At 41.4% G+C, this 18088-nt stretch carries 15 protein-coding genes; 6 read left to right on the top strand and 9 right to left on the bottom strand.

What is annotated here, in order from left to right; genetic code table 11:
• Positions 1-33: 33 nt before the first annotated feature.
• From cybH to H153_RS0100230, 3 genes are read right to left on the bottom strand one after another with little or no spacing between them, the layout of a single operon-like run.
• On the bottom strand, positions 34-693 hold the full coding sequence (gene cybH / locus H153_RS0100240) for a Ni/Fe-hydrogenase, b-type cytochrome subunit (protein WP_022846123.1): 660 nt from the start codon (positions 691-693) through the stop codon (positions 34-36).
• 45 nt (positions 694-738) lie between these two features.
• Positions 739-2463 carry a nickel-dependent hydrogenase large subunit gene (locus tag H153_RS0100235; protein ID WP_022846122.1) on the bottom strand — a complete coding sequence of 575 codons (1725 nt, stop codon included), beginning with the start codon at positions 2461-2463 and terminating at the stop codon, positions 739-741.
• A 33-nt stretch (positions 2464-2496) separates the two neighbouring features.
• Complete coding sequence (locus tag H153_RS0100230) at positions 2497-3576, bottom strand: hydrogenase small subunit (RefSeq protein WP_022846121.1); 1080 nt, start codon at positions 3574-3576, stop codon at positions 2497-2499.
• A gap of 297 nt (positions 3577-3873) precedes the next feature.
• Between H153_RS0100230 and H153_RS0100225 the strand changes: the two genes are divergently transcribed.
• Positions 3874-5481, top strand: a complete 1608-nt coding sequence (locus tag H153_RS0100225) for a multiheme c-type cytochrome (RefSeq protein ID WP_022846120.1) — start codon at positions 3874-3876, stop codon at positions 5479-5481.
• Between the two features lie 142 nt (positions 5482-5623).
• Complete coding sequence (gene bcp / locus H153_RS0100220; RefSeq protein ID WP_022846119.1) at positions 5624-6094, top strand: thioredoxin-dependent thiol peroxidase; 471 nt, start codon at positions 5624-5626, stop codon at positions 6092-6094.
• A gap of 212 nt (positions 6095-6306) precedes the next feature.
• Here bcp and H153_RS0100210 read toward each other — a convergent pair whose 3' ends face one another.
• Genes H153_RS0100210 through H153_RS0100200 form a run of 3 tightly spaced genes read right to left on the bottom strand, consistent with a single transcriptional unit; the run spans position 6307 to position 10963 of the window.
• Positions 6307-7527: an outer membrane protein transport protein gene (locus tag H153_RS0100210; protein ID WP_022846117.1), complete on the bottom strand. Its 1221-nt coding sequence runs from the start codon at positions 7525-7527 to the stop codon at positions 6307-6309.
• Positions 7528-7579: 52 nt separating this feature from the next.
• Positions 7580-10672 carry an FAD-binding and (Fe-S)-binding domain-containing protein gene (locus H153_RS08805; protein WP_022846116.1) on the bottom strand — a complete coding sequence of 1031 codons (3093 nt, stop codon included), beginning with the start codon at positions 10670-10672 and terminating at the stop codon, positions 7580-7582.
• Between the two features lie 12 nt (positions 10673-10684).
• Entirely contained in the window at positions 10685-10963 is a 279-nt protein-coding gene (locus H153_RS0100200; RefSeq protein WP_022846115.1) for a metal-sensitive transcriptional regulator, read from the bottom strand.
• A 167-nt stretch (positions 10964-11130) separates the two neighbouring features.
• Here H153_RS0100200 and H153_RS0100195 point away from each other — a divergent pair, with 167 nt between their 5' ends.
• Positions 11131-11484 carry a NifB/NifX family molybdenum-iron cluster-binding protein gene (locus tag H153_RS0100195; protein WP_022846114.1) on the top strand — a complete coding sequence of 118 codons (354 nt, stop codon included), beginning with the start codon at positions 11131-11133 and terminating at the stop codon, positions 11482-11484.
• Between the two features lie 27 nt (positions 11485-11511).
• Here H153_RS0100195 and H153_RS0100190 read toward each other — a convergent pair whose 3' ends face one another.
• From H153_RS0100190 to H153_RS0100180, 3 genes are all read right to left on the bottom strand, one after another.
• Positions 11512-11847, bottom strand: coding sequence for a class II SORL domain-containing protein (locus tag H153_RS0100190; protein WP_022846113.1), 336 nt, complete (start codon positions 11845-11847; stop codon positions 11512-11514).
• A gap of 78 nt (positions 11848-11925) precedes the next feature.
• Positions 11926-12867: a SufD family Fe-S cluster assembly protein gene (locus H153_RS08800; protein WP_022846112.1), complete on the bottom strand. Its 942-nt coding sequence runs from the start codon at positions 12865-12867 to the stop codon at positions 11926-11928.
• Positions 12860-13606, bottom strand: coding sequence for an ABC transporter ATP-binding protein (locus H153_RS0100180; protein ID WP_022846111.1), 747 nt, complete (start codon positions 13604-13606; stop codon positions 12860-12862). The genes H153_RS08800 and H153_RS0100180 overlap by 8 nt, the downstream gene beginning before the upstream one ends.
• A gap of 169 nt (positions 13607-13775) precedes the next feature.
• Between H153_RS0100180 and H153_RS0100175 the strand changes: the two genes are divergently transcribed.
• Genes H153_RS0100175 through H153_RS0100165 form a run of 3 tightly spaced genes read left to right on the top strand, consistent with a single transcriptional unit; the run spans position 13776 to position 18038 of the window.
• Entirely contained in the window at positions 13776-15200 is a 1425-nt protein-coding gene (locus H153_RS0100175; RefSeq protein WP_022846110.1) for an NAD-binding protein, read from the top strand.
• Positions 15200-16372: a cation:proton antiporter gene (locus tag H153_RS0100170; RefSeq protein ID WP_022846109.1), complete on the top strand. Its 1173-nt coding sequence runs from the start codon at positions 15200-15202 to the stop codon at positions 16370-16372. The genes H153_RS0100175 and H153_RS0100170 overlap by 1 nt, the downstream gene beginning before the upstream one ends.
• Positions 16353-18038: a radical SAM protein gene (locus H153_RS0100165; protein WP_022846108.1), complete on the top strand. Its 1686-nt coding sequence runs from the start codon at positions 16353-16355 to the stop codon at positions 18036-18038. The genes H153_RS0100170 and H153_RS0100165 overlap by 20 nt, the downstream gene beginning before the upstream one ends.
• The last annotated feature ends 50 nt before the right edge of the window (positions 18039-18088 follow it).

Here is an 18088-nt window from a genome sequence, read left to right as displayed (position 1 = left end):
ATCTCCCCCCTTATTATATACCACTTTCAGCAATCAGTGATGATCCTTAGGGAAGAACTTATACCCTGAGAAGATAGACGATATAAGTCCCTCAGGATTTCTAATATCATTCCAGGAAGCGATGTAGATGTGAACAAGCGCAAAGATTGCGAAATACCAGTTGAGAATGTGGTGAATAAATCTTGCAGTTTGCTGAGTCCCAAAAATAGAACCGAGGCTTACAAAGAAACTGTTTTCAGGATAGAGGAGGTAGAAACCTGTAATAAACTGAACCACTGCTAGGAAAATAGTCATAACGTATGACATACCTGCCATAGCGTTGTGACCTGTTCTGTGCTCGTGGCTGTCAGTAAGGTAAGCATAGTAAAAGGATGTAGTTATCATGTTCTTAATATTCCTCGGCGTAATAGGAGCAAAGTCCCACACCTTTTCATGCTTATTACCGAAAAACCACAGGTAAATTCTTGTAATAACAGCCATTGTAAAGAGCATTCCTGCAACATAGTGAATGTATCTAGCCATAGCCATAGGCCACTGATGGCTTCCTTCCATCCATGTATTTGTCCACGGCCAATCTATGTAAAGGCCCGTGGCAATCAGGACAAATATGGAAAGAGCAAACACCCAGTGGTAAACCCTGAGCAGGACGCTCCAAACATACACCTTTTCATAATCTTTTCCATGACCTGCCATTAGTTCCCTCCTTGAGGAAGTTAAGGGGGCAAAAGCCCCCACAAATTACAGAGCTTTAACTTTAACTATTTCCTTACCCTCTGGATCAATCATGTGAACAGCACATGCGATACATGGGTCAAATGAGTGAACAGTTCTGAGAACTTCAAGAGGTTTCTCAGGATCGGCAATTGGATTACCGATAAGAGCATTTTCGTATGGTCCTCTCTGTCCCTTACTATCTCTTGGACCAGCATTCCATGTAGAAGGAACAACTTCCTGATAATTTTTAAGAATGCCACCATTGTGAACAACACACCAGTGAGAGAGAACACCACGAGGTGCTTCATGGAATCCGCAACCTCTAATTTCTCCCTGCGGATAGGATGGTGGATTGAAGATTTCAAGATCACCTCTTCCGATATTGTTAACAAGCTGCTCCCACTGCTTGATAGCAAGGTCTGCCATCATTGCAGCTCTGATTGCTCTCGCAAGGTGGCGACCCGGTGTTGACTTGAGGTTTTCAATTGTAACCTTTGTTCCAGCCATGCTGCTGAGCTGGTTCAGTGCGTAGTCAGCCCATTTCTTAGTAAGAGCATGCCCTTGAAGATATCCCGCAAGAACCTGAGAAAGAGGACCAACTTCCATAGGAACATATTCACCATTAACCTTAAATCTTGGTGCCTTAGACCAGGAGTATTTACCATTCTCATCAACCGTTCCGTCAGACTTAAAGCCGGTGTACTTAGGAACTGTCTCTTCTTCCCAGGGATGCCTTGTCCAGTCACCGTCGTACCAGGCGTGAGTAATGTTTTCAGCAACGTTATTAATAAAGTATGGATCGTAGAAGCTCTTAATAGGTGTAACCTTGTTGTTAACTACCGTTCCACCTGGAAGGTCAAATGTTTCTCCTTTTGTATCCTGAGGAAGATCAGGAACAGCAAGGTAGTATTCACCTGTCTTACCGTAAGCGAGCCAGTCTTTGTAGAAAGATGCAATAGCAATAACATCAGGAAGATAGCAGTTCTGAACAAAATCTTTGACATCATCAAGAAGTGTTTTAATGTACTCAAGTCTTTCCATGTTAAGTGTAGCCACATTGTCAGGATTGATAGCTGTAGAAACACCACCAACTGCAAGGTTCTGGATGTGTGGGTTCTTACCACCAAGAATAGCAATTGCCTGACATGCCTTTCTCTGGAAGTCAAGAGCCTGGAGATAGTGGGTAACGGCAATGAGGTTTACTTCCGGTGGAAGTATCATTGCCGGGTGTCCCCAGTAACCACTTGCAAATGGGCCAAGCTGCCCTGAAGCTGCAAATTTCTTGAGTTTTTCCTGAACTGCCCTGAATACAGAATCACCGTTGAGTTTCCAGTTCTGATAGCTGTCTGCTATTGCTGCAGCTTTCTTTGGATCTGCCTTGAGAGCTGAAACAATATCAACCCAGTCTAGAGCAGAAAGATGATAGAAGTGAACAATGTGATCCTGAAGTGCATGAGCAGCAATAATAATGTTTCTTACCATCTGTGCGTTGTAAGGAATTTCAAGCTTAAGAGCATTTTCAACCGATCTAACAGACGCAATAGCGTGAACTGTTGTACAAACACCGCAAGTTCTCTGAGCAAACATCCAGGCATCATCTGCCTTTCTTCCAATAAGGATGTTTTCAAGACCTCTCCACATCTGAGCAGAAGAAACAGCATCTTTAATTCTGCCGTTTTCTACCGCAACCTCTATACGTAAGTGACCCTCAATTCTCGTAATAGGGTCAACAACTACTCTCTTAGCCATAGTTTAACCTCCGTCTGGGGTTTTATTTAAAATTTATTCTTCCTCTTTTTTGCCTTTTGCCAAACTTTTAGCAACACCAATACCAGCGTGGATAGCAAGAGCTGCTGCTGTTATGCCAAGAGCCTTCTTACCAATGTTTGTGGCATTTGCAATTATTCCACCATTAACAGGTAAGCTTACACCTGGTAATCTTTCGTGGAATGGTGTCATAGTATCCCAGAAATTCGGCTCTGTACATCCGTAACAACCGTTACCAACGGAAACAGGCCATACTTCAACATCATTAAATCTGATTATTGAGCAGTTAGAGAATGTTTCTGGAGCTTTACATCCCATCTTATAGAGACAGTAACCACGCCTGTGTCCCTCATCACCAAACTGCTCAACATATCTTCCTTCGTCAAAATGAGGTCTTCTTTCACAGTGATCGTGAATTCTCCTTCCGTAAGCAAAGAGTGGCCTTCCGTAAATATCTGTTGGAGGAAGCTTCTTAAATGTGAGGAAGTAAAGAACCGCAGAAAGGAAGTTGTGTGGGTTAGGTGGACAACCAGGTATGTTAAGAATTGGCTTATCCTTAATAATATCACCGGTTCCAACTGCCTTTGTTGGATTCGGTCTTGCAGCAGGAAGACCACCATAAGCTGAACATGTACCGATGTTAATAATTGCAAGAGCGTTCTTTGCGGCTCTCTTAAGGTTATGAGCAGCAGAGTGGCCACCAATCATACAGAAATCTTCACAGTCACCGGTTGGGATAGAACCCTCAACCACAAGAATGTAGTTTGGCTCTTCAATAGCCTTTTCAAAAGCTTCTTCAGCCTGAGGTCCTGCACCAGCCATAAGAGTTTCATGATACTGAAGATCAATGAGGTCAAGTATTAAGGTAGCAAGGTCTGGATGTGAAGCCCTCAAGAGAGACTCGGAGCATCCTGTACACTCCTGAAAATGAAGCCAAACGACTCTCGGTCTCTTAGGGTCTTCTGCAGCTTCAGCCACCTTTGATACCATTTCCATTGGAAGCCCCATAGCCGCTGTGGCTATAGCACAAGCACGCAAGAAACCACGACGGGAGATTGTTCCTGGAAATCCCCCCGTGAACATGTTTCTGTCCATGTTTAAACCCTCCTTTTCTTGGATTGGACAATACTGTAATCTGATTATAAGAGTCTCTTTCGGACAAGTCAATACTTTCTTATATTAGTGGTATCTAATATAGATTTGGTGCTACTTCGGTTTTACTTTTATATCAAAAAGTTACATCTTTTTCTAAATCTCTTTTTCTCTTGATTTCTTGATTACTATTTTATTCAGCATCTATTATGTTTTTTTATGAAAGAATTGACATACATCTATCGGAAATATATACTACTTATTAAGATATTCACCTAAACAAATTATAAGGAGGCAAGCATGAAAAGGGCCCTAAAGACGTGCACCCTTATTACTGCCGGCTTTATGTTAATTACGGGTGCCGGGCACGCAGCTGTAAGGAGAAGCCTGTTCACCGATGCAGAGAACAGGTACGCAGACCACACAGAAGTCTTTAAAATGCTGGGAAGGACAAAGTACGAAGGGGCAAAAAGCTGCCTTCCGTGCCACAAGAAAGAAGTGGAAGACGTTTTTCACTCTTACCACTTCCAGATGAGCAATGACGAAAAGGATGTTGTGAACTTGCACAACCCTAAAGGCGGCGGAAGGCACAACTATAACGACTACTGTATGGCTATCTTCTGGAATACAACAAAAACTGTCAACTGGATTGGAAAGGTAATGCTTAAAAAAGCACCGCCGGGACACGAAGATAAGATAAACGGCAAATTACTGATGAGCGGATGTTCTATGTGTCACGGTGTCAGCATGGGTAAACCCGGCAGACCGGACATGACGTTTGAAGAGGCTGCAGCCGATATTGATTGTCTCGTATGTCACCTTGCAGGATACGGCGGTGGAAAAGGTGTCAAAACAGGACTGAAAGTTCCCGTGAATGAAAACGGCACATGGCACTATGAGGCAAATATTGACCTTCAAAAGGTGGCATCAAAAATAATGGCAAAACCTTCCAAAGATGTATGCCTTCTCTGTCACGCCTTTTCAGGTGGTGGAGATGGCGTCAAACGTCCAAATCTTTCATCTGCCCTCTTCACAAAAAAAGTAACGAAAGATATAGATGTCCACATGGCTGCTGGTATGGACTGTGTTGACTGTCATGCATTCAGAAATCACAAGGTTGGAACTGTCGGCGTTGATACTTTTTCAAGAGAAGCAAAACCGGTTTCATGTACCGATTGCCATAAACATCCCCATAAAGGCGTAACAGGCTGGTTCATAGAACACTTCCATACAGAACATATAGCATGTCAAACATGTCATATACCTGTAATTCACAAGAGCGAACTCCACAGAGACTGGCGTAAAATTAAATTTGAAGGTGTTAAATGGGGAGAGGAGAGGGAGATTAAAGAAAACATCATTCCAGAATATGCGTGGTGGAACGGTAAAAGAAAACTCTATCTTCCAACTGTTAACGGCAAGCTCAATCCGGCCAAGCTTGAAAAACCTGACGAAGGCGTTGAAGGCGTTTTAGGAAAAATCTCCTTTACAGAACCTGTGGGCAACATGGAAGATGGAAAAATTTATCCATTTAAATATCACTATGCCATTGTTCCATATGATACAAAGCACAATGTCCCAATACCTATAAAGGTAGGAATCATTTTTGCAACCGGAAACAGGGATAAAGCTATAAAAGCAGGCGCCAAAGCGGCAGGACTGTACTGGGATGGAAAAAGCTTTGTTGAAATCTCAAGGTACTTCCAGCTCAACCATGGTGTTCTACCAAAAGAAAAAGCTCTCCACTGTCTTGACTGTCATGGTCCATGGTGGTCAGAGCACAGACTCCCGCTCGTAGAACTCGGATATGGTCACTTTCCGGCAGTAGCGTTCGGACTTGGAATGATATTCACACCTATTATCCTTGCAGGTGGCGTCTATTACATCTATAGAAGGAAAAAGAGCTAACATAAACTTCCATGATTTTGAGGGGGGAGTACTACCCCCCTTTTTTCACTTTAACTTAACTACCCATCTTAAAAATTCTACCAGCGTCTAAAAAATTCACCTATATTTTAAGATGACGAACCGAAATTCACAGGAGGAATCAATGGTAGAACCAGGGAAAATAGCACCAGGTTTTTGCTTAAAAGACGACACGGGAAAAGAGACCTGCTTAAAAGACTTTAAAGGGAAATGGGTTGTTCTCTATTTTTATCCAAAAGATAATACACCAGGATGTACAAAAGAGGCAGAAGGATTCACTGAAAAGTTAGACGAATTTAAAAAGCTAAACGCGGAAGTCGTAGGTATAAGTCCCGATTCTGTGGAAAGCCACAGAAAATTTAAAGAGAAGAAAAATCTCAAAGTAACACTTCTAAGTGATCCGGAACATAAAGTAATTGAAGAATACGGAGTATGGAAACTCAAGAAAAGATTCGGTAAAGAGTATTACGGTGTGGTAAGAACAACCTATTTAATAGATCCTGAAGGAAAAGTGGTACATGTATGGAAAAACGTAAGAGTCAAAGGACATGTTGAGAAGGTTTTAGAAATGCTGAAGAAGTTAAGCGATAATTAAATCAAGTTCTCTCTACCGTTACTGAAAAGTTTCATAGACCCTTCGCTAACGCTCAGGGTGACGGAAAACATACTCAGGAAAACAGGAAGAAATTACACTTAAAGCCAAAAGAGAAATTCTGAAAGTTAATAGAACAGCAGAATCACTCATTGCCAAAAAAAGCCCTCCCCGAAGGGAGGGTTCCAGAAGAAAAGGAGGGAGGTTCCGCAGGATTAAAAGTTCCAGTGGAGACCCATGGATACGCTGTCCTGAGAATTTTTAGCTTCATAGGTTGGAGCCAAACCAGTGGTATCTTCAACTTTAAAATCACCTTCAAACGCGTGAACGTAAGCTACATTAACTGCAAAATGCTTGGTAAACTTATATCCCGCACCAAGTGTAAGGTGCGTTTCTGTAATGGCAGGAAATCCAAGGGCATTAAGAGCAGCAACATTATATTCCGGGAAAGGAACAGCAAAATCGGGAATATTTACACTCGGTGCAAACGAAGCTGCTGTTGCAGTGTAATCATCAAGAGGACTCTTAGCATAGTTAAAACCGGCTCTTAAAGTTAAAGCCTCTGTTGCCTGATACTCAGCACCTAAAGCGTAAACAACCTGATTGTTCCAGCCAAACTGTTTGTATCCGTCAGCACCAGCCCAGTTAATCCATCTAACATCAAAACCAACCTTTAATCCATCAATGGGCCTAACACCGACACCAGCGGCAACTTCCTGAGGCTGCTCAAGTTTCATGTCTTCAAATGTTCCATCACCATTTGAATCATACACCCTTTTGTAAGTCATTTTCACAGGAGACATATATGAGAAACCTGCCGTAAACATATTTGTTTCGTAAGAAAGACCAAGGCTTGCTCCAATACCAAAATCCTGAGAAAATCCCTGCCCCATATCAAGAGAACCCCATGTCATATGGACAGCCGCACCAAGAGCAATATTATCCGTTAGCTGATAAGAAATACCCGGCATCATTCTCATAAAAGAAAAGTTGGTATTTGTTGACTGTAAAACTCCAGCAGGGTCATTTGCATTTCTGTAATCTGTTCCCATACCAGAAACACCAAAAGCACCAACACCTAAAACGAGTTTATCACTAAGTCTCTGTGTAATCGCAAACTCAGGAATTACAAATGTGTCTGCTTTGCTGGTTTCATCTGCTAAAGTGGCATTTCCCATAGTAGCGGTTATCTTTACATCAGGCATAAAAAGCGTTGAACCAAAGCTAACTTCAAAATTTTTAGATTTCGACATCCATGCAGGGTTTCTGTAGAGAGCATCTGTAGCACATATCGGCATACCTACACCGATACCACCCATCGCTCTTGATACAGGTGATACCCCAATCATGTCGTCACCGTTGGTAGCAAATGCTGTTTGAGTCATTCCCCCTGCTACCACAGCTACTGCAAGCAGTGTTAGAAGTTTCCTTCTCATGTTTCCCTCCAGAAAAGTTAAGTTTTAAAGTCCCCCAATAGGGGGACGTTTATTAAGCTTTACCTGTCATGATGTATCTTTCCATGTAAGGCATAAAATGTTTGATAATCTGAGGTAAATGACCTGACATGTAATTTTTCATTACTTCCGGCATTAAATCCGGCATTTCCTTCTTTAAAAAGTCAGGCATCGGTATTCTCTCTTCCATACCCTTAAGGAATATCGGAAGAAGCTTTGGCATCATCTCATCAAGCATTGACGGGAATAGCTTTGGCATCATCGGTTTCATAGCTGCAAACATGGCTTTTCTCACAGCCATCGGTGCAGACATCATGAACTTCATCATACCCCTGTATGGTTCAGGCATCGCATCTATCATCTCAGGAAGATAGTCAGCCATAAATCTTGCCATACCAGGAGGATCCATTATCGCTATCATAGCCTCAAATGTCCCCCAGAGCTCTCTAACCCACGGCTCAGGACTTTTAAGGTCGTAACCTTTAGCATCGGCAAGAAGAGCAGCAAGATCAACAATTTGAAGTTCAGGTAACTTTCCTTTCTCAACAAGGTAGTCTCTATCCACCCTCATCTTAAATTCACAACAAGGACAGATTGTCGTAAGAGTATCCGCTCCAGCATCTGTTGCTTCTTTAAGCTTCTTAAGACCAATTTTATGAGCAACTTCAGGATTTTTAACAAGCGTTCCGGCACCACCACAGCAGAGAGTTTTATCCCTGTTATGTTTCATTTCAACAAGCTTAATACCCGGAACTGCTTTAAGAAGTTCCCTCGGCGGCTCTGTAATAGGAATACTCCTGCCGAGTTTACACGTGTCATGATACGTAACAACATCTATATTTTTCGGTTTTCTTTCAAATTCAAGCTTTCCTTCCTTAACAGCATCTGCGAGAAGCTCTGTAAAGTGCTTTATTTCAAAAGGATAGTCAACTCCCTTTTTCTCCGCTATTTCCTGATAGTAAATCTTCCATGTTTTGTAGCAGGAAGGACAGGAAGTAACTATAGTTTTTATTCCCATCTCCTTTGCAAGTTTTGTATGGTGGTCAAACATTCTCTCAACAAGATCCATTCTACCTGCAACAACCATCGGAATACCGCAGCAGGCCTCCTGCTTACCAAAGTTTGTAAACTTAATGCCCGCATCTTTCATAAGTCTCATAGCACCGATCCCGACATCCGGCTCAACATAAGCCGCGGTGCATCCTGCAAAGTAGAGGATGTCTGTCTTTCCTCTGTTTTCCTCAACGTACTTTTTAAGGTCTTCCGGCATCCATTTATCTCTCTCTTTTGAAGGACCCGCCCAGATGTTGTTCTCCTTTTTAAGTCCGGCCGCCATAACCTCAAGAGCAGGAAAAGCAGAAAATTTGTCTTTAAGAACAAATTTTTCTCTCAACCTGTCCCACGCATGAAGAATAGGAAGATCTATCTGACACTCAATATCACAGAAGTTGCAGAGAGTACAGCCCAGGAATATGTCAACAAGCTCCTGACTTTCCTCAAGTCTTCCCTCTACAAGCTCTCTTAAGAATATCCATTTACTTCTTGGTGTCGTTGATTCCCATTTATACCCGCCGTACTGAGTACAGTTGTCAACACAGTAACCACACTGGGTACATGAGTAAGCATACCAGAGAATGTCACCGGGAAATCCCTTTTTACTCTCAAAATGCTCCTTCAAGTCACACTTACTTGACATGTTGGCAAGAACCTTTGTAATCGGTTCCGTTGCATTTGCAAGTGCCATTATTTTTGCAGGTTTTCCTGCCTGAACAACTTTATACGGGTTCATAAGAGATTTAGGGTCTATTTGCTTTTTAAACTTCCTGAGTTTCTGGATTCTCTCCTTACCAAAAATCTTCTCAGCTTCATGGGCAAAGTAGTAACCTGGAGTAATTGCTCTACCACCGAGAGATTTCCCTATTTTTGAAACGGTAACACCAAGGCTGGAAACAAACTGGAAGTCTTTCTTTCTCATGTCGTGAGGTATAAAACCAAGAAGAATAACAGTGCCTCCTTTAACCGTAAACCCTTCAAAAACAACAGGATGCTTAATCTCTTTCTTTATCCTTTTGAGGAATTCAGCAACATTCTTGGCAGGGAGAACAACTTCAGCTGGAACAACAGAAGGGCCGAGTCTTTTTACTTTCATAGGTTTGAATCTTTCTTCCCACTCATGTTCAGCTATCTCTTCAGACTGAACTTCCCCCTTAAAGTTTTGAACCATGTAATCAATCGCCGCACCTACCTCTTTCTCTCTTGAAGCAGGATAGGCAAGAATAAGCATGTATTTCTCCGGAAGTGTCGGTCTGTGCTCGGGCTCTGGATGTCCGTGGGGCGCAGGAGGAGGAAAAATATTTTTAACGTGACATGCCGCAGGGTTTATAAAAGACACACTCCACACGGGGACATTATTGTCAAAGAGGAAATTAATCGCATTACCAATTCCATCTTCATCATCAAAGGCAATTACCTTTACTCTCTCTTCTTCAAGAGGCCTTACTTTAATCGTTATCTCTGTAATAATTCCTGTAATACCTTCAGCATCGGCAACATAATCAAGAAGTTCCTGCCCTTCAAAAACCCGAACCTCCCCGTTAGGCAGAACCACTCTCGCAGATACAACATTTTCTTTAAACCAGCCGTACTCATAGCTACCGATACCTGCACCACCCTGAGCAAGCCATCCACCAACAGTGGAAGAAGGATAGCTTGAAGGGTAAAGCCTTAACGTTAAACCTCTCGCTTTAAGCTCTTCGTCAAGCTCCTTCCAGACAACTGCAGGTTGAACAGTAGCAGTGAGATTCTCTTTATCTATTTTTATTATCTCTTTCATCCACGCAAGATCAGCAACAACGGTATCCTCTGTAACGGGTAAAACGCCACCGTAACCAGAAGAAGCTTTAGCTCTCGGAACAATATGAAAGCCGTATTTTTTAGAAAGCTCTATAAGTTTTCTGGCGTCATCCTCAGACAAAATTCTGACCACGGCATCAGGTTCCCTGATACCCATCATTTTCTTTACCGGAGGCGGGAATTCGCCAAGGTCGTGGCCGTAGGCAATCTTATTTAATTTGTCATTGGCAAAGTTTTCCTTAAATGTTTCCTTCAGAACTGAGATGTAACTCATCTCTTCCTCCTTTTACTTTAGACGTTTTAAAACCTTAAGAGCCTGCTCAAGCTCCTGTTTTTTTTCCGGATGTATAATGCCTTCTTTAACGAAACAGTGTTTTAAATAGGATTCCATAACTGCAACAGAAAGAGATTCTATGGCACTTTTAACAGCCGAAAGCTGAATGAGAACATCCTCACAGTGTTCCCCCTCTTCTATCATTCTTTGAAGTCCCCTGATCTGTCCTTCTATTCTTCTTAACCGCCGGATTACTCTTTTCTTTTCCTCGTTTACGTCGGATTTTATCATTCTTTTCCTCCAGTTTGCATACCCTACGGGGTATAGTATAATGACCGCAGAATAAAATGTCAAGCATATAAAGACAATAATCAAGTTTGAATGTTTGATTAAAGTCAAGGAAGTTAATACTATTTCTATCTATTTTTTATAAAAACCTTTTTTCACAGGAGAAAAAAATGATAGTCGCAATACCTACAGACATAACTGGAGAAAAGCTTCTTTATTCCTTTGGAACATCTCCAGCATTTTTGAAAGTTGACACTGAAACCGGGAAAATAGAAGTCATAAAGAATATCTATGCCTGCGGCGGATGCAGCATCGGCTGCACGGAAGGAAAAAATGCCGCTGACCTTCTCTGTGAAAACGGCATTGAAGGACTGCTTACAAAAGAGATAGCAGAAACACCATTTCTAAAACTTTTAATGAAGAAAATTGCGGTTTACAGAATACCCCCCGAGGTAAATACAATAGAGGAAGCAGTTGAACTTTTCATTAAGGGAAAAATCAAAATATCCTACTCTCATTTTTAAACAGAAGCGGGGATTTCCCCCGCTGAATCACTCTTCAACTTCCACCTTAACTTCTTCGCTGTGCCAGAGACCGTGAAGGTTGCAGTAAGCCTGAGCTGTTAAAACTGCATCCTTTTCAAGTTTAACTTTAAATGTAACTTCTGACGCAGCAACTTCAGGTTCAAGCGTAACTCTTCCAACTATAAAATCATCAGCCCAAAGAGAAATAAACTGTATCCAGTGCTCTTTGGTGTTCGGATGGGCAATGTCTTTTCCAACTACAACTTTAACATCAAACCATTCACCTTTCTTTACCTTTGCAGGTGCTTCAATTACAGGAGTATGTTTTCTTTTCCCTTCAGGCTCCGGACCAAAAACTTTCATCTTCTCCTCCTTTAATTACGGTTTTAATCTGCTATTTAAAATATATGCCAGAACACATTAAATGCAACTGATTTTCATTTACCTCAACATTCCCTGGACAATAACGTCAACTGCTTCATCCTCGGAAAGTCCCCTGGCCATAAGCGTCTCAAGCTGCTTTTTATCAAGACTTCCTATCGCCGCTTCATGAGTAACCTTTGCAGTCTCGTTGTTTACAACAACAATAGGAACAGCTTTTAAAACCACGTCTTTTCCCCTGATAACTTCTGAACAGTCTATATGTCCGCGGCTGTAAGAACCATTTCCGTAAGTTTCACCTACAAACTCAGCGTACGTTTTATCAAGGGCTATAATGCGGCTTTTTGAAATTCCCCTCGATTCTTCACCTTCAAGATTGATAATATCGGTCACTTTTATTTTATCATCTTTCTTTCCAAGAAGCTTGGTTTCAAAAACCGCCGTCGCCCTATCACCAACGGTTGCCTTTAAAGTTATCTCTGCATCTCCAACTCTTCCCTTTGCTCTTTTAAACGAAGAAAAATAGTAAGCTCCCTCTTCTATCTCTGCCTCTGTATAGTTTCTTAAAACGATAGAAGAATTTTCTCCATAGTAGTGTTCATCATCGTAAACAAACTTTGCATTTTTCTTAACGATAACCTTTGTTCTTGCCCTGTGGTTTACCGTTAAACCGTCCGCAACAACGCCGTAAACCTTAAACGTAACATCAGCGTCCTCACCAACAAGAATCTCCGTTGATATTTCCTGCTCACCTCCAACTTCACCCATAGTGAAGCAAACATTAACAGGCTCTTTTATTTTCGTTCCCGGCTCAATATAAACTTTTACCTCAGCACCTTTTTCCGTTTCTTTTGCCTCAAGCCTAATACCCGGTGCCGGCTCTCTAACAAGAACCCTATTTCTATCAACCAGCAGACCAAGTTTTCTCTGTTCTATAATTTCAGAAGGAAAGCCTATCTGTCTGAACTTACCCGCAAGTGTATTTAAAATATCATTATTCATCTTCCCCTCCAAAAAGTTCGGGATTTCTTATTTCACATTTAAGACACGTGCTTTTAAACTTCCTGCCTATCTCTCCCGGCTCACCAGTCTGAACTATTCTTCCCTCACACATTAGAGAAGCCCTGTCTGAAATTTCCGCTATCTCTTCCCTGTGCGTAATCATCAGAACTGTTGCACCATTATCCCTTAAAGCCTTTATCATTCCGGCAATATCCTCCATTGAAGCAAAATCTATACCGGAATCCGGCTCATCAAGGATCGCAAGTTTAGGCCTCATCGCAAGAACGGAAGCAAGCTCAACTCTCTTTCTCTCTCCACCGGAAAGAGACGTATCAACAAACCTTTTAAGGTAAAGTTTTGGATCAAGTCCAACCGCCAAAAGACACTTTTCAACATCAAGATCAGGATTGTTCCTGCCGGAAATCCTTAAATACTCCTCAACCGTTAATCCTTCAAATCTTGCAGGCTCCTGCCAGGCAAGTGTAATTCCGAGTTTTGCTCTTTCATATATTGAAAGACCGTTTATTATCTTATCTTCTAAAATTATTTCCCCGGACGTTGGAAATCTAAGGCCGTTAATTCCCATTATTAAAGATGCCAGCGTTGACTTCCCAGCACCGTTGGGACCCAGAATAGAATGAATTTCACCTTTTTTAATCTGGAGGTTAACACCCCTTAAAATCGGCTTTCCTTCTATTTCAAGCCTCACATCATTCAGTATAAGTATCGGCAGTTCCATCCATCTACCTCCCTCTGGTTTCCATCTTGAATTTATTAAAACATACTAATATGTCAAGCTTCTTCAGGCTGTTATTGATAATAATTACTATTAAATTTTAACCAAACCCTCTCCCCATTCTTCTTAACTTATGATAAATTATTGTTATAACAAAAGAACGGGAGAAAACGTGAAAATCATCATTGTCGGCGCCGGTCAGGTCGGTAAAGAATTAATAAAAAGAATAAAAAAGGAATGGTACATAACCATTATTGATAACGATGAAAACAAGCTAAAGCAGATAGTTGAATTTTTAGACAGCGGCGCTCTTAACAGGACTGTCCTTATTCAGGGAGATGGAACGAGTAAACTTATACTCAAAAGAGCAGGACTCGAAGATGCAAAAGTTTTTGTGGCATGTACCGGTGACGATGAGGCAAACCTTGAAGCATGCCGAATAGCAAAAGAACACAACGTTCCTTCAATATACGCCGTATCAAACCACATAGACCATGATGCATGGTTTGAGCACGAAGGCATAGAATGTATAAATAAAGCTGTCGCCACTGCATCTTTACTTGAGAGAAGAATTTCCTCAGGTGTAGTTACAGCAACCAACATCGGCCTTGGAAAAGGTGAAATTGTTGAAGTAACTATACTACCGACATCAATGCTTGTAGGTTACCCCGTAAGCAAGTTTACTTCAAGAAGGTGGAGAATAGTTGCAATATTTAGAAATAACAAGCTTCTGCTTCCAACAAAGAAAACTGTAATAAAACCCGGCGACAAAGTCTTAATTATAGGAGAACCTAAAATTCTCAAACATATTGTAGGACTTATCCGCTCCGGTGAAGCCCAGTTTCCCGTTCAGTTTGGTGCTGAAGAGGCACTTTTAGTTAAATCAGATGATCACATAAACATGCGCGCCGTGAAAGACGGTACATTCATGGCCAAAAGTACAAAGATAAACTCTGTATCTATATTCACCTGCTTTCCGGAATTTTCAAACATAAAACATATTTTTGAAACAGAAGCGCCAGACCAAACTATCAAGGCAGAACAGCTAAAACTGTGCGAAAAAGAATTCGCAGAAAAAGTTAAAGATGACGATATAGGTATAATCATACTGCCTGACCTTTACAAAGAGTGGCCGCTCTATTTTGGAATTAAAACATTACCTGTAGAAATAGCAGAAGAGACACTCTCACCTGTCCTTATAGGAAGAGGAACAACCCCTTATAAGAAAATTCTTGTACCTGTTTCCGGCTCATTTAACGGTTATAGAGCCCTTGAGATTGGTATAGAGATAGCTCTTCAGATTGAGGCAGAAATATCGGCAGTCTATGTAACAACCGATGCTTCTCTTGAGGAAGAAAAAATTAAAATTATCCAGGATAAAATTACAAAGTTTTCAAGCCTGTACAAGCAGGAAATCAATCTTATTGTAAAGGAAGGGAACCCTATATCGGAGGTGGCTAAACTCAGCAAAAAGTTTGACCTGGTTATCTTGGGAGCGAGGAAGGGCAAAAAGACAAACTGGTTCAGCCCGTATCCGCCCTACCACATGCTCCACAGAACAAAGTGTTCAACTCTACTTACCTGCGTGGGTGAATAATGGATAAGCACCTTGTAGTTTCTATCGTTCTTTTAACATCGGGAATCTTCCTGGCACCGTTTGCCAGCAATATGTTAAGGATACCCGTGGCAGTTGGTGAGGTTATCTACGGAATTATATTAGGCAACTCCTTTCTCCATCTAATTCATCAGTCTCAATGGCTTGATTTCCTTTCAAATTTTGGATTCCTCGTTCTAATGTTTATGGCAGGACTTGAAGTTAAACTGACAGAGATAAAAGAGTTAACACTAAAAGAAAAGCTCACCGTATTTTTTGTTCCCGTTCTGATATTTGCCGTCGCCTTTCTCTTTGGCAGATTTTTCCACCTTAAAACGATAATCTCCATAGCTATAGGAGCAGTTTCCGTTGGCATTGTCGTATCCGTACTGAGAGAAAAGGGCATACTGTCAACACACTATGGAAAGATCCTCTTTCTCACAGGCACGGTGGGTGAATTTTTGAGTATCTTTGTTCTGACAATCTACTCCATTATAGTTAAGTTCGGGGTCGGGCTTCTCTTTTTCATGAAAATAGCCCAGCTAATTGTCTTCTTTACCGTTGCAAGAATCATACTTCTGATTCTAAAAAGCTTAATGTGGTGGTATCCAAAAGAAATTAAGATATACTTTGAAAAGAACCCAACAGAAATAGGTGCAAGAATAAGCCTGGCCATAATGTTTGCACTATCGGCACTTGCAACACTCATTGACGTTGAACCAATTCTGGGTGCGTTTATAGCCGGCATGATTTTCTCAACTGTATTTCCCAACACTGAAAAGATAGAAGAAAAGCTATCCGGTATCTCTTTCGGATTTCTAATTCCTGTCTTCTTCATATATGTAGGCATCAAATTCCAGATGCCCCACATAAACGAACATTTGCTTGTCCTTTTAGGCCTCCTGACGGCCGGTAGTTACATAGCAAAAATTCTTCCTTCCCTGCTTCTTGTAGTTACAGGAATTGACCTTAAAAAATCCGTATCGGCCGGCTTTCTCCTATCCGCTCCTCTAACCCTTGTAATTGTTACGGCAGAAATGGGAAAAGCTATGAACCTGATAAACCACCATCAGGAAGCCGCCCTCATTCTACTTGCTATAATTACCGGCGTCATATCACCCGTATTCTTCAACATACTCAACAAGGAAAGCAAGGTTGAAAATAGCAATTCTTGACGGATACGTTGATGAACCAACATGCCTTGGCGTTCCACCATACCTATCCACCTACCCAAGGTATATCGCCGGTGCCTTAACTTACTGCGGCATACCGGAAGAGAGTATCACGTACACGACTATTGACGGGTTCAGAAAAGACGAAAGAGAGAGGGAAAAGGTAACAACGGCCGACATTGTGTTTGTCGTTGCAGGTTTAACCGTTCCTGGACGCTACCTTGGTGGAACCCCCATAACAGCTAAAGAGATAGAAGAAATAGGGAAACTTCCCTCTTTTACCATAATAGGCGGTCCTTTACAGTTTGGCTTTTCAATGAAAGGTGGCACACTGGCAAGGAAGCTGGACCTTTCAGGCTACAACCTCATAGTAAAAGGCGACATAGAGGCAGCTGCTGCTATCGTTGCAGAAAATATTCTAAACGAAAAGGTACTGCCCGAAGGAACAGTTAGATTTCAAAGAACCGCTAAAGAAATAGACAGGATAGCACCTGCCGGTGCGTTTATAGTAAAAGAACATCCGAACTTTCCATACATCATATGTGAAATAGAAACCTATAGAGGTTGTGAAAGGAAGAAACACTGTTCCTACTGTACAGAAAAGTTTTACGGTAATCCGGAATTTAGAACGATTGAAGGGATAGAAAGGGAAATTAAAGAACTTTTCAACTGCGGCGTTAAGTTCTTCAGAATAGGACGGCAACCAAACATTTTAGGTTACCTGGGGAAACCCTCTGATAGCGATTTCACAAAACCCTCTCCGGAAGCTATATGCACGCTGTTTTCACGTATAAGGGAAATCGGCGATATAAAGACACTCCACATAGACAATGTAAACGCTGGAACGATTGATGCCTTTCCTGAAGAGTCGGAAAAGGCTTTAAAGTGCATAGCTACCTACGATACGGAAGGTGATGTGGCAGCTTTTGGACTTGAAAGCGCGGACGAGACAGTTATAGAGAAAAATAACCTAAAGGTGGCTCCAGAGGGTATAGAAAAAGCGATAGAAATAGTTAATCGAGTAGGGGGATTTAAAGAGAGAAAAAATGGACTCTACAAGCTCCTTCCGGGAATAAACTTTTTAGTTGGACTTCCCGGCGAAACAAAAAAAACATTTGAAAAAAATAGAAACTTTCTGAAGAAAATTATGGATAAAGGACTTCTCCTTAGAAGAATAAACATAAGGCAGGTTATGGTCTTTGAAGGAACAGACATAGCAGATATGGTAAAAAAACCTAAAACAAAGTATAAGAAAGAGTTTGAAAGGTTCAAACAGTTTGTAAAAGAAGAAATAGAACTTCCCATGATGAAAAAGGTCTTCCCAACAGGCACTATAATCAAAGATGTTCTCCTTGAAGCTTACGATGGCGGCCACACCCTCGGCAGGCAGCTTGCAACGTATCCGATACTTATTAGAATTCCTGAAAAACTCCCGTTAAAAACGATGATAGATATAGCCGTTGTAGGCCATAGAGAACGCTCTGTTATTGGAATCCCCTATCCGCTAAACATAAACAAAGCATCGTTAAAACTTATCTCTTTCTTACCAGGGGTATCAAAGAGAACAGCTTCAGACATAATCCTGAAACGACCGTTTAAAAATAAAGATGAATTCTTAAAACTTTTTCCGGAACTTGAAAAGGTTGTCCAGTACATCACCTTTGAGTGAAAACATCAGCGGTTTTCTATATAATCCTTCCTGCACGGTTGCAAAGTAGA

The organism is Desulfurobacterium sp. TC5-1, from assembly GCF_000421485.1.
GTDB lineage: Bacteria > Aquificota > Aquificia > Desulfurobacteriales > Desulfurobacteriaceae > Desulfurobacterium_A.
This window is presented reverse-complemented; position numbering and strand designations above follow the sequence as displayed.